This is a genomic window from Comamonas koreensis (assembly GCF_021026195.1).
Taxonomy (GTDB): domain Bacteria; phylum Pseudomonadota; class Gammaproteobacteria; order Burkholderiales; family Burkholderiaceae_C; genus Comamonas; species Comamonas koreensis.
The window spans coordinates 224103-236435 of sequence record NZ_JAJNCT010000005.1 but is presented as its reverse complement, the minus strand read 5'-3'; the positions used below and the strand labels follow the sequence as shown (position 1 = coordinate 236435).

Below are 12333 nucleotides of genomic sequence, written 5' to 3'. Positions count from 1 at the left end.
CGAGGGGTGGAGTTTGTTCGGCTGCGACTTTTAGGACATGCGAGGAGATTATTGTGGTGCTCACGTCCGAGTGCCTAGCAATTCCCGAACCGTGCGAATGCCGGTGCTGAACCAAGTTCGTGAGCGAGTTTGTACACCGAGCAGGCTCACGTGCATTGTGAGCGCGAATGTTCATGATAAAGGACGGTTTGCGGCATCTGCGGGACATGGGACAAATGGAAGAATGGAAGTTGAGCGTTTTCGAGAGACGCTGACCAACGAGCGGCTTGCCACACACAACCAAGCGTTAAGCGAATTACTGTTACAGTATGTCAGACGACTCAGAACAGTGACTATGACAAATCACAAGAAGCTACAGGTATTCGTTTCCTCCACCTATCGAGATCTAAAACCGGAGCGTCAAGCTGCCGTGGAAGCCATCCTGAAGTCCGGGCATATTCCCGCTGGAATGGAGCTCTTCTCCGCAGGTAATGAATCTCAATTGGAAACAATTCGTCGATGGATTGACGATTCGGATGTGTACATGTTGATTCTCGGAGGGAGATATGGAAGTGTCGATCCAAAAACCTCTTTGAGCTACACAGAGCTTGAGTACGACTACGCACTCTCTAAGGACAAGCCAATTTTCGCCGTTGTAGTTACAGAAACAGCACTTGATGTGAAAGTCAAGGCTGAAGGGAAGGACGTAATCGAAACAGATTTCTCAAGGGAACTGCAGTTTTTTCGCGAAAAGGTGCTATCAAGAATCTGTTCATTCTTCTCTGACACCAAGGACATTAAGCTTGCCGTGCATGAAACCATGGCCGACTACGCGAAGCGCCTCGACTTCACCGGGTGGGTATCCGGGAGAGAGGTAGTCGATACCAAGCCACTGCTTGAGGAAATTTCGCGATTGAGAGTAGAGAAAGAGAAGCTGCAAACTCAACTTGCTGAGACGAAGCAGGCCGTCGTCGTGAAGCCAGTTTCTCGCCCTACAACGAGGTGGTCTGATGAAGATCTCCGGGAAGTTGCAAAGATCCTTCAAGGAATAGAAGTATCTACAAAAGTCTTCCAAAAAGACAAGACTCAGCCTTCTGTTGCCTATCCGCTTCTTCGTTTGCTTTCAGCACTTAGAGACAGCTTGATAACCGGCGTTGCCAATAATTTCAACGCCACTGAGCGCGACACCTTTATCTACTACAACGTGTGCCCGAAGCTTGAGATTCATGAGTTGGCAGCATTAGAAAAAGTCGCTGGCGTTCAGTGGCAACGCTACAGACTTACCGTGAAGGGGAAAGCACTCCTAGCCTTTCTAGATAAGGACAACGTCAAGACCGTCCAGGACTCAAAGCCAAGCGAAGCTGTCCAGGCAGCACCCGCTCTTGCCCTAAATGCAAATCCATCTCCTCGCAAGAAACGAACCGTCAAATCGAGCGGAGTGTCTTAATCCTCACATCGGGAGGATGAGTCCTGGCCGGCCAAGCTTAACCTCTCAAGTCCAACGTTTAGCACATCAGGAAAAACATGCAAAACATTCATTCGTTTGATGCGACACAGTGGCTTGCCGAGCACACTCGCGGTGGAACCGAACTTTCACCAGAAGCGAGAGAAGCTGTTGCCAGTTTCACGACAATGTGGAACTTCTTCGAAACCACACTGTGCGAAAATCGTGCAACAGTCGCGGCGCTCACACGAATCAGTGAAAGATTTGAGGCCGACAGGGTTGCTCCAGACACGAATCAAGCGCTAGAGGACTGCCTGGCATTCTGGCAATTCCGTTATCGCACCCACCAGGGATTTGGACGCCGATTTGAGGGTTTGTACTTTCGCCCAAATGATAAGCGTGCTCACGTAGAGGCCGTGCTTAACGGCGACGCGGACAGCCCACGAGACAGGTTGCTTGCGCTAACGATCATCATCTTTCGCTTGCGCAACAACCTCTTCCATGGGCTTAAGTCACTTGAAATGTTGAATGATCAAGTTGAGAACCTCGTAACAGCAAGTCGGTGCCTTGCTGCCGTAATGGAAGCAGTGCCGTCTCACTTAGTTCGGGTTGAACGGCAACAAGCAGTGGGTCGCAGGCGTGCATAAATCATGGCCTAACTTGTCGGTCAGGCAGACAACGCATAGGCGGTTCAGCTTACTAGCCTTTATCGTTGCATGTCTGCTTCTTGTTCCCACCTGCGGCTGCTCATGGCCGTTAGCCGCCATCCTACCTTCGCATTAACCAGGCACAACAGCAGCCTCACGGCCCGGCGACAGGCTGGAAGCCGCCCCGGCTTCCCCCTCTGGTTGAGCCCAAAGTGCCCGAGTTCAAGCTTCAGTGAGAAAAATTCAAAGCTCGCGGAGACCTGACAGTCGGTTCCCCATTTGCATGCAGTGAGAAAATTTAAAAGATCAATGAGAGCCTACACGCCCGCACTCTACGATCAACCCATGACGACCGCCACCATCCCATCCATCTGCGTCGAGCCCGCTTTCCTGGACGAGGTGGAGCGTGCATTGGAGCCCAACGAAAGCCTGGCATCTTTTGTCGAAACCGCTGTCCGCCGCGAGATCCAGCAGCGGCAAGCACGGGCCGGATTGCTGCAGCGGGGATTGGCTGCCACGCGGCACCATAGCGCTGCTGCAGGCATCCCTGCAGAAAAAGTAATCGCCCGCCTGGAGGCCAAGCTGGCTGCAGCCAGGCAGCGCAAATGAACCGGTGACCCGCAAGATTGGGCGCGGCCGGCGGGCTGCCGGGCCTTGCCGAGGGGGATGGGTCGGACCTCAAACTGCTTCGTTGGCATGGTTATAAATGATAATCAATCTCATTTGATGCTAGACTCGCTCCCAGTGATTCGCCTGACCACCTTCCAACCCGCCATGAGCGCCACCATGACCACTCTGCATGCCGCCACCAGCGCCCGCCGTACCTTGCAACTCCGCCGCCCCGCTGTGCCACAGCCGCAGGACCCAGCCGGTACGCCCGCTGCCTGCGAGGCCGAGCCCCATGCTGCCGAGCCACTCACCATCGCACTGCAGCCTCGTCCGCTGAACGATGCCAACCTGCAGGTGCGCAGCGTTGACAGCACCAGCCTGCTGGCCGGCCACAAGACCGTGCAGATTGCCCATAACGGCTCGGTCTACACCTTGCAGGCCACCAAGCTGGGCAAGCTGATCCTGACGAAGTAAAGCGCGTCACACCGCCGATAAAACACAGCCCGCTGGCATGTACGTGCCAGCGGGCTGTGGTGTTTGTGGGCTCCAGCCATGGGGCCAGAGCCTTGGTGGTGATCAGAACGACACGGTGGCCGACAGGCGGTAGGTGAGCGGCGCACCCGGCATCACAAAGCCATCGTTGAACATGCCGATCCAGTAGTTCTTGTTGGTCAGGTTCTCTACGCTGGCGTTGAAGCGCACAGGCGTCGATCCGAACTTGGTGGCATAGCGGGCCACTGCGTCGATGCGGTTCCAGGATGGCACCTTGAGGCGGTTGCCCGAATCGGCCCATTGCGAGCCGGTGTGGAACAGGCGCCCGCCCACCGACAGGCCTTGCACGGGGGTGTCCCAATCCAGGCCGATGCGGGTGCGCAGCTTGGGCACGCCATAGTTCTCCAGCCCGGTGTTGATCTGCTTGGACTTGATGTACTCCACACCGCCCAGCAAGGCCACCGTCTCGCTCAGCTTGCCAAAGGCGCTCCATTCCAGGCCGCGCAGGCGCTGCTCGCCATCAAGCACCTGGAAGTTGGCGCTGTTCGTCACGATCGACGGCTTCTTGATCTGGAACGCGCTGAAGGTGTGTGTGGTTTCGCCCGCCTGCAGCTTCACACCCACTTCGCCCTGCTTGGTCTGCATGGGGGCGAGCGTGTCGCCCGAGTTGGCAAAACCGGTGCCCACGGTGCGGCCTGGCTCCAGGCCTTCGGTGTAGTTGGCAAACAGCGCGATGTTGTCACCCCAAGGGCGCACCACGGCCGCCACCATGGGCGAGACGCGGTTTTCGCTGTAGTTGGAGGCAACGCCATTGACCAGCGGCGTCTTCACCGTCTGGTGGCGCAGGCCCAGGGTCAGCAGCAGTTTTTCATCCCAGAAGCCCATGGTGTCGGCAATCGCGAACGAGCGGAATTCGTTCTCCGTCGTGTAGTCCTTCCAGGTCGGCGCGGCTGGGAAGGTCGGCTCGGTCGGCCGGTACATATTGGTGGTGTAGCAGTAGTTGCAGGCCGTGTTGACGGTGCCTTCCTTGTGCTTGAGGATGTTGAAGGACAGCTGCAGGCGGTGCTGCACACTGCCGGTGTCGAACTTGCCAATCACACCCGCCTCGGCCGTGCGGCGCTCCGACTTGGTATGCACGTTGTAGATTGCGCCGCGCGTGGTGCCGTCAGCCCCGGTCACGATGGCACGCGTGCCAAACAGCAGGCCCTGGCCTTCGGCCTCCGAGCCGCCGGCTGCCACATAGCCTTGCCAGTTCTTGTTGAAATCAAATTCCGCCCGGGCCAGCAGACCGCTGTTGTCGTACTTGCCATGCGTGCCCTTGAACAGGTTCACATCGCCATCGGGTGGCGACAGCAGGTAGCCCACACCGGGAATGGCCGCGCTGCCCAAAAAGCTGAACATGCCGGGGCTGCCACCGTCGATCTTGTTGACGCTGTTGTACACATCCAGGTAAAGGCGGTAGTTGTCGCCCAGGTAATCCAGGCCCAGCGCGCCTACATTGCGCTTTTGCTTTTCGTCCTCGGCGCCCATGTCGCCCGATCCATAGACGCCATTGAAGCGCAGGCCCAGGCGCTGCTCCGGCCCAAAGCGCTTGCCCACATCGGCATGCAGCTGGTAGTACGAATCGGAAACGTAGGTGGCGGTCAGGTCGGCAATCGGCTGGGCCAGTGCGCGCTTGGTCACCATATTGACCGAGCCGGCCACGCTGGCCAGCGGCGGCATGCCAGACAGCAGCACATTGGGGCCGCGCATCACCTCGACCCGCTCAAATATCTCGATCGGCACCGAGTTGGCTGGCGCAATGCCATAGAGCCCATTGGTCGCTATGTCCATCGCCGTCACATCCAGCCCGCGCAGGTTGAAGTTCTGCAGCAAGTGGCCCTTGTTGGTGGTGAAGACCACCGCCGCATCGTTCTCCAGCACATCCTGCAGCGACAGCGCAGACCAGTCCTCGGCCAGCTCGCGGGTGTAGGCATTGACGTGGACGGGCGCTTCCATGATCGAGGTCGCCCCCAGAATGCCCAGCCGCGCACCCTTGGCCGCCTTGCGCCCGGGGGCCAGCGCGGGCAGGTCTTCGCGCTCATAGCGGTCGCGCACGGTTACCTGGGGCAGGTTGACCGGGGCGTTGGCGGTTGCCTCGGCAGAGGTACTTGCATCTTGTGCTGGTTCAACAGGCTGGGCTTGTTGGGCTGATGCGCTGGCAGTTGCGGCTGCTGCCATCAAGGCCATCACGATCAGGTTGGGTTGGTGTCTGCGTTGCTTGGTGTGTGACATGAGAGTGACTGTGTTATGAAAATTAAACAAGAATCATTCTCAATCGTATTCATTGGTTATTGCGTTTGCAACTTTTTGTTGTATTTCGGGGATTACCCTGGGTGTTGCAGCTCAGGGATTGCGTTGGCTCTGCTCGAATTGAAATGAGACCCCCATCCAAAGTGCTGAGATAGGTTGAGATTTCTCGGTGCGGGAAACCATGCATCTGTCAGCTTTTGACTGCTAGCTGAGGCCTGAACAACCAATGATCACCTCTATACTTGCTGAAATTTTCAGGAAACAAAGTGAAAAAAAGCAGACTCATTGAAACGTTGCGGGCGAGCTTTCTGCTCCCCTTGTTGGCACTTTTATGCACTGGCAGTTGGGCAGCCCGTGATTTCACACCCCAAGCTGGAACCTGGGTCATCTCTGAAGAGCTGGATGGCAAGCCAGGTCGGGGATTGGCGATTGACGTGCAAGGAAACACGTTCTTCATGCAGATGTTTGGTTATGAGAAGAATGGCAATGCCACCTTCTATACGGCAACGGGCCAGATGGATGGCAATTCCGTGACCACGCCATTGATGCAATACCAAGGAGGGCGCAGCTTTGGTAGTGATGCACGAGATGCCGAATTCCTGGGATCTCCAGGCCCGGTGACGGTGAGCTTCGTAAATGGTCTACAAGGTACGGTTCAACTCCCTGGCGAACCTGAGCGGGAGATAAAGCGTTTTGAGGTAATGAGTCCGGATTACACAAAGACTTATTTGGAATACGGGATGCTTCGCTCGCTTCTGATTAATACGCTCGACACTAAAAAAGAACCGCAGTGGCTTGCAACTGCTCAAATTGTTAAATCCTTTTCTGAGGGGTGGATTCTTGGATTTGGAAGTTTTCTTAGTAATTACCCATTTCAGTGGCTTACTTGTCAGCAGATTAAAGATAAAGACGAGTACCGTTGCCTAAGCGATAAAACGCCTCCTGCGGGATATGAGGACCCTTATGTTCTTTCAGCCAGACTGCGTATAGTCAATGTGGATGCCGTGGGAGAGGTTGAGGTGTTTTACCAAGGTGTATTGCAGAAATTGCCGTTCGTGGGAGTTGTTGCAGCTGGAAACCCCTTCCCCAATGAGGGGTCATGCGACCGATCATTGGATTTATATGTTGGCGATGTCGACTATTGCTTTTTCTCCATTAGTCCCGTGAGTGGAACATGGATAGTAAAAGACGAGGTGAACTACAAGCCTGGAAGAGGAATTGCCTTGGATGTGCAAGCCGGTATGGCGGTGGCCCAGATTTTTAACTATTTGCCCGATGGCACTCCCACATTTCACATGGGAAGTGGAACTTATGCGGGCGCGGCAACAAGTTTTGAGCTAAATCGTTATCGCGGAGGTCGCGCATTGGGCGGTCCATTAAAGAGCGCTAAATTAGCGGAGGCTGCTGGAGAGATCAAGTTGGAGTTTATGTACGATGGTGAAGGTAACACCGCTGCCCGTCGACCTAGTCGGTTGACGGGAGATGTTCAGTTTCCAGGAGAAGCGCCAAAGCAGATAGTGCGGATGGCCCTGGAACCTGGCGCCGAAACTGCAGAAGGTCTACTGGGACAATGGTGGCTGCACTTTATAGGCATGTCTAACTGGCTGAAGCCTACACCCGTCACCTTATCTCGGATTGAAGGAAATGAGGCGATAAACCAGGATGGAACGATTCGATGCTCTCGCCAAATACCGCATGTACCTCGTCGAGCCCAATGCATTTGGAACCGAGACGGACAGACCTATACCGCGTACTTCAATCAACAACAAGGTGACCGAAGTTTTACCATCCTCCAAGTCCGCGACCGCTACGGCAACCTGATGGGGCTGGGCGACATTCCCTTGGAGTAATACCTGCGATGAGGGGCTGAGAAACCAGTCCCTCGCACGCGATGCCGGGTAACCTTATTGCCGCTTCTTCCGCGTATCCGGCAAGAACGCCGTCACCAGCCCCAGCAGTGGCAGGAACGAGGTCAGGCCGTAGACCCAGACGATGCCATGCGCATCGGCCAGCTCACCCAGGCCAGCGGCACCCACGCCGCCAATGCCAAACATCAGCCCGAACATCAAACCGGAGACCAAACCGACGCGGCCAGGCACGGCTTCTTGCGCGTAGACCACCAGCGCAGCGAAGGCCGAAGACATCACCAGGCCGATGACGATGGCGAGCACGGCGGTCCACACCAAACCGACATAGGGCAGGGCCAGCGCAAACGGTGCCACGCCCAGGAACGAGATCCAGATCACCGCCTTCCGGCCAATGCGGTCACCCACTGGGCCGCCGGCAAAGGTGCCCGCTGCCACAGCGGCCAGGAACATGAACAGAAACAGCTGGCTGGACTGCACGCTGAGCTGGAAGCGCTCGATCAGGTAGAAGGTGAAGTAGTTGGTGAAGGAGGCGATGTAGACAAACTTCGCGAACATCAAAATGCAGATCACCGCGACGGCGCGGATGACGCCTGCGCGGTTCAGGCCTTCACCCGCATGGTTCTTGGCCAGGCTCTTGGCCTTGGCGCTGCCGTTGTGGCGCACCCAGATGGTCAGGCGGTACAGCACAAAGATGGCAACCAGGGCCACCACCATGAACCAGGCCACCGCTGGCTGGCCGTGGGGGATGACGATGGCCGCCGTCAGCAGCGGGCCAATCGCAGAGCCGGTATTGCCCCCCACCTGGAAGGTGGACTGCGCCGTGCCAAAGCGGCCGCCCGATGCCAGGCGCGCAATGCGCGAGGCCTCGGGGTGGAAGGTGGCCGAGCCGACCCCCACCACGGCAGCGGCCACCAGCAGCATCTCGTAGCTGTGCGCAGTGGCCAGCAGGCCAATGCCGATCAAGGTCATGCCCATGCCCGAGGGCAGCAGGTAGGGTTTGGGGTGCTTGTCGGTGTACATGCCAATCCATGGCTGCAGCAGCGATGCGGTGACCTGGTAGACCAGCGCAATCACGCCAATCTGCCCAAAGCTGAGCGAGAAGCTGGCCTTGAGCATCGGAAAGATCGACGGCAGCATGGCCTGGATCATGTCGTTGAGCAGGTGGGCCAGCGCCGCGCCGCCCACGATGGGCAATAAAAAGCCGTGCTGCTGGCTATCTGTAGTGGCCGCGGGTGCGGCAGCCAGGGCAGGTGAGGGGTTGAGGGTGGCGGTATCAGCGGTCATGGCGTCGGGTAGGCAAACCTGGGGAAGGTTAAGGGACCCTCTGCAAAACTCCCTGCCGTGGTCTGAACACGGACTCGGGCGATCCGCTGCGTTGTCTTCCTTGTCAATAGCTCGCTATTGACTGCAAAAGACGCCTTGCGGCTCATCCTGATCCGCGTCCATCTCGCTTGGCGAGGGTTTTGCAGAGCGGCCCTAGGAACCCTCTGCAAAACTCCCTCCCGTGGTCTGAACGCCGACTCGGGCGATCCGCTGCGTTGTCTTCCTTGTGAATAGCTACGGCTATTCACTGCAAAAGACGCCTAGCGTCTCATCCCGATCCGCGTCCATCCCGCTTGGCGAGGGTTTTGCAGAGGATCCCTAAGGGATCAAGCAACCGGCAAGCGTAAGGGAAGATGCGCTGGCGCAATCGCGCAAGCGGGACAAGAAATGTTGAGTTCTTGCCAGTTCAGCGCATGACAGTCATTCCGGGCTACGGTAGTAGCTTCAAAAACAGGTGTTTATGATGGCCCTTCACTCCAACGCAAGGACGGCCCCCATGACCCAGATTGCCCATCTTCGTGATGCCATTGCAGCGAGCCAGCTTCTCAACGACGTTCAAGCCGACGATGGCTTTGTGGTTGGCAGCGTGCGGTTTGAGGCTGCAGCGGCCGATATCCATGTGAATGTTGACCCGGAGCTGGCCGACAACCCCGAGATGGATGTGGCGGCGCTGATCGCCAATACCCAGCGCTTTCTGGCCATGCCGGCCGACCACTGGAAGCGGCTGGTCAACGACATTGCGCTGGAGGTGGAAGAGGCGGTGGAAGAGGACGACGATGAGGTCCAGGAGCCCACCGACCTGCGCGATGACCTGAGCCTGCATTCGGTAGCCGTGTTTGCCGATGCGGTGCTGCTGTCCTTTGTCGCGCCCAAGCAGTTTCCGCAGTGCTGGGTGCGCGCGCAGCTGTGTGAAGAGCTGGCGCTGGAAGACATCTCCATCGATGAGAACGATGGCGTGGAGACGATTGAATTCAAGTCGCTCGATGACCTGCTGGACAACCTGAGCAGCAACAACGACAAGTAGCCCCAAGTGCAGAACAGCCCCCCGGGCGGTCCGCTGCCAGCGCCTCTGGTCGCGGGTTCTGCACGGTACCCCGGCGAAGGGTTGTTTGGGTTAGTGAAAGTCTCGGGACGAACGGGTTAGCGGCGGGCGCTGGAAAAAATACGGAGCACCGCTTGCCCATTCATCTTTTTCTGCACACGGGGCACAAGCCAGACGAGGCTGCGTGCCAGCGCATGCGGCAACGTCTGGCCAGCAAGGCTTGCACCGCTTGACTAGGACTTGAACCGTTGTGCAATCCCGGTGACCCGCGCGCCATAGCCCCGGGCCGTTTGCACATCGCCTTCGGGAATCGCGTCAGCGCCCGCGTCCGACGGGGCTTGCACCAACAGACCCACGGACCCGCCTAGGTTGTTCACATCGCTGCGGGTGGCTGCCAAGGTGTTGGCCGGTGGTACTCCCAGGCTGACCCAGATGCCACCATGCTGAGACGCCAGCGTCTGCATACCGATCAATGTGACCTGTTTGTCGCCATTGAGGCTGGCGCTGACGGAAAAGCCGCCAAACACCTTGTCTTGCCAGGCACGGGTGAACCAGGCTTTGGAGCTGGCATCCGCAAATTTCTTGAACTGCCAAGGCGCTGATCCCATGTAGGTGGGAGCGCCAAAAATGATGGCGTCGGCAGCAGCTAAAAGGTCCCAGCCGTGCTGGGGTAATCCACCATCGCTGTCAATGCGCAGCAACTGCGCCTGCGCACCCTCAGCCACCGCCTCTGCGATGCGCTGGGTGTGGCCATAGCCAGAAAAATAAACCACGACCGTTTGTGCCATAAGTCCTCAGGAGTGTGATGTTGTAAATAGGCTGATCAGCCGGACAGCACTGGGAGACTGGAGCGACCACCGCTCAGCGATGCTGAGCAATGCTGCCGGATACGCCGCGATAGCAATGCCAGACGAACTTTTGACGCATGTTAATTTTGTCTAAAAGTATCAAAATCTGAAATTCGATTGTAAATAACTAAAGACATGGCTATGCAGGCGCTGGGCGCTTAGTTGAGCGCCATTCCAGGCTGCTGCGCTCCAGGCTGGGGGGCCAAGCAGATCCATGTGAGGCGGCAGGTAAGGGGGGCGGCCAGGCGTTCATCGCGGCGCGCACCCGCTGCGGCCCCACCATGCCGGCGAACACACCACCTGTCTGCGCGCCAAGGAGCACCCCGGCCTTCTCCTCAGGCGATACCCATTGGGCAGCAGCCCATTCCCGGCGTTATCGGGACTGAACAGGGGGCGCTGACCAGGGTGCCGCCCAGCACCGCTGGCGGGTGGTCAAACCGGCCGGCAGTCCCGTCCGTTCGCTCTTCGGTAACTGCCGCGCCCGCACGGGCAGCGCAGCCCTTGCGCATGGCCACTCAACGGCCTGACTCGGCGCTCCACTGTGCAAGCTGGCCTGCGGTGATGCCGACGCCGCCGCAGAGAATGACCACCACGGAGCGGGCTTGCTGCAGCAGCGCAGATGTGCTGTGCAAGGCCGCCACGGATGCGCCGCAGGCCGGCTCAACCAGCATGCGGTGCTCCAGCAAAATCTCCTCGCAAGCGGCCACAGCGGCGGCATCGGATACGACGACGCTCTCGATGCGGTGCTCCTGGGTCAGCGCAAAGGCGCGGTCGCAGACCTGGCGAGCACCCAGAGAGGTGGCAATCGAGCCGATGCCCGGCAGCAATACCGGTGCACCGTTCTCTACCGCCTTGGCAAATGATTCCGCGCCAGCGGTCTCGGCTGCGATGACCGGAACCGAACCCCAGCCATTGCGCTGCAATCCCTCCACCACACCGCTGAGCAGCCCGCCGCCGCCCACCGAGCACACCACCACATCGGGCCGCTCGCCCTGGCGCGCCAGCTCGTCAATCATGCTGGCATGGCCGGTCCAGAGCAAAGGGTCATCGAAGGGGTGCAGAAAGGCATCGGTAGCGGTCATCAGTTGCAGGGCTTTGGCATTGGCCTCCATCCAGGATTCGCCATGCACGATGACCTCAGCCCCTTCGGAGCGGATCAACTGCTGGGCCCGCTGCGATGTGGTGGCCGGGACCACCACGGTGACTGGCGTGTTCAGCATGCGGCCGGCATAAGCCACTGCATAGCCGGCATTGCCACCGGATGAGGAGATGAAGCGCTTGGCGCCCCGGGAACGGTACACCTCGCAGGCATGCCCGATGCCACGGGTCTTGAACGAGCCACTGGGCTGCAAGGCCTCCAGCTTGAGCCGCACTTGCTTGCCGGTGCGCAGCGAGAGTGCGCGTGAGCCGATGACCGGTGTTTCGATATGGATAGCCATGTTTGATGTCCTTGAGTACTGGAGGTGGCCCGCTTGCCGAGTGCCGATCCATGCGATCGGGGCGGCGGCTGCAACCTGGCAGCCGGGGGCACGATCTTGCCCGTCTTGCCGGGCAAGCAGCAGGCGATGAAGGGGCAAGCCCCCACAAAAACCGCAAGGGCCTAGTTATAGGCGATGGGGGCAGCGATAGTGCAGATATCCGCCGCAAACCGTGCGGCAATGCTGCCCCTGCAGGCTCCAGGCACGGCGGCCAGGCTGCCCCGGTGGACCGCAGGCCCTGCACCCGCAAGCTGGGGGAGCGGCCCTGCCGCTGCCGCGCTGACGACACGCGCTCCTGCCCACCAGCCGCA

The 12333-nt window shown here is 58.6% G+C and carries 10 protein-coding genes; 6 read left to right on the top strand and 4 right to left on the bottom strand.

Annotation, left to right across the window (positions count from 1 at the left end; translation table 11 throughout):
• Positions 1-223 precede the first annotated feature (223 nt).
• The 4 genes from LPW39_RS03190 to LPW39_RS23555 all read left to right on the top strand — a co-directional run bounded on the left by LPW39_RS03190 (position 224) and on the right by LPW39_RS23555 (position 3153).
• Positions 224-1426 carry a DUF4062 domain-containing protein gene (locus tag LPW39_RS03190; protein ID WP_230771271.1) on the top strand — a complete coding sequence of 401 codons (1203 nt, stop codon included), beginning with the start codon at positions 224-226 and terminating at the stop codon, positions 1424-1426.
• Positions 1427-1503: 77 nt separating this feature from the next.
• Positions 1504-2070, top strand: coding sequence for a hypothetical protein (locus tag LPW39_RS03185; protein ID WP_230771269.1), 567 nt, complete (start codon positions 1504-1506; stop codon positions 2068-2070).
• A 345-nt stretch (positions 2071-2415) separates the two neighbouring features.
• On the top strand, positions 2416-2679 hold the full coding sequence (locus LPW39_RS03180) for a YlcI/YnfO family protein (protein ID WP_230771268.1): 264 nt from the start codon (positions 2416-2418) through the stop codon (positions 2677-2679).
• Positions 2680-2856: 177 nt separating this feature from the next.
• On the top strand, positions 2857-3153 hold the full coding sequence (locus tag LPW39_RS23555) for a hemin uptake protein HemP (RefSeq protein WP_407928777.1): 297 nt from the start codon (positions 2857-2859) through the stop codon (positions 3151-3153).
• 102 nt (positions 3154-3255) lie between these two features.
• Here the strand turns inward: LPW39_RS23555 and LPW39_RS03170 are convergent, their stop codons facing one another.
• Entirely contained in the window at positions 3256-5445 is a 2190-nt protein-coding gene (locus tag LPW39_RS03170; protein WP_230771266.1) for a TonB-dependent receptor, read from the bottom strand.
• Between the two features lie 284 nt (positions 5446-5729).
• Between LPW39_RS03170 and LPW39_RS03165 the strand changes: the two genes are divergently transcribed.
• Positions 5730-7313, top strand: coding sequence for a hypothetical protein (locus LPW39_RS03165; protein WP_230771264.1), 1584 nt, complete (start codon positions 5730-5732; stop codon positions 7311-7313).
• Between the two features lie 54 nt (positions 7314-7367).
• Here LPW39_RS03165 and LPW39_RS03160 read toward each other — a convergent pair whose 3' ends face one another.
• Positions 7368-8615, bottom strand: coding sequence for an MFS transporter (locus LPW39_RS03160; protein ID WP_230771262.1), 1248 nt, complete (start codon positions 8613-8615; stop codon positions 7368-7370).
• A 535-nt stretch (positions 8616-9150) separates the two neighbouring features.
• On the opposite strand from LPW39_RS03160, the gene LPW39_RS03155 reads away from it, so the two are divergent.
• Positions 9151-9678 (top strand): hypothetical protein, encoded by a 528-nt coding sequence (locus LPW39_RS03155; protein WP_230771260.1) that lies wholly within the window; start codon positions 9151-9153, stop codon positions 9676-9678.
• A gap of 251 nt (positions 9679-9929) precedes the next feature.
• On the opposite strand, the gene LPW39_RS03150 is transcribed toward LPW39_RS03155, so the two are convergent.
• Together LPW39_RS03150 and LPW39_RS03145 are read right to left on the bottom strand one after the other, a co-directional pair.
• Positions 9930-10484: a flavodoxin family protein gene (locus tag LPW39_RS03150; protein WP_230771259.1), complete on the bottom strand. Its 555-nt coding sequence runs from the start codon at positions 10482-10484 to the stop codon at positions 9930-9932.
• A 575-nt stretch (positions 10485-11059) separates the two neighbouring features.
• Positions 11060-11983, bottom strand: a complete 924-nt coding sequence (locus tag LPW39_RS03145; RefSeq protein ID WP_230771257.1) for a pyridoxal-phosphate dependent enzyme — start codon at positions 11981-11983, stop codon at positions 11060-11062.
• Positions 11984-12333: the final 350 nt, after the last annotated feature.

Coding starts and splice junctions, on each gene's coding strand:
- LPW39_RS03190 (WP_230771271.1), top strand. CDS start 224: ATGGAAGTTGAGCGTTTTCGAGAGACGCTGACCAACGAGCGGCTTGCC.
- LPW39_RS03185 (WP_230771269.1), top strand. CDS start 1,504: ATGCAAAACATTCATTCGTTTGATGCGACACAGTGGCTTGCCGAGCAC.
- LPW39_RS03180 (WP_230771268.1), top strand. CDS start 2,416: ATGACGACCGCCACCATCCCATCCATCTGCGTCGAGCCCGCTTTCCTG.
- LPW39_RS23555 (WP_407928777.1), top strand. CDS start 2,857: ATGACCACTCTGCATGCCGCCACCAGCGCCCGCCGTACCTTGCAACTC.
- LPW39_RS03170 (WP_230771266.1), bottom strand. CDS start 5,445: ATGTCACACACCAAGCAACGCAGACACCAACCCAACCTGATCGTGATG.
- LPW39_RS03160 (WP_230771262.1), bottom strand. CDS start 8,615: ATGACCGCTGATACCGCCACCCTCAACCCCTCACCTGCCCTGGCTGCC.
- LPW39_RS03155 (WP_230771260.1), top strand. CDS start 9,151: ATGACCCAGATTGCCCATCTTCGTGATGCCATTGCAGCGAGCCAGCTT.
- LPW39_RS03150 (WP_230771259.1), bottom strand. CDS start 10,484: ATGGCACAAACGGTCGTGGTTTATTTTTCTGGCTATGGCCACACCCAG.
- LPW39_RS03145 (WP_230771257.1), bottom strand. CDS start 11,983: ATGGCTATCCATATCGAAACACCGGTCATCGGCTCACGCGCACTCTCG.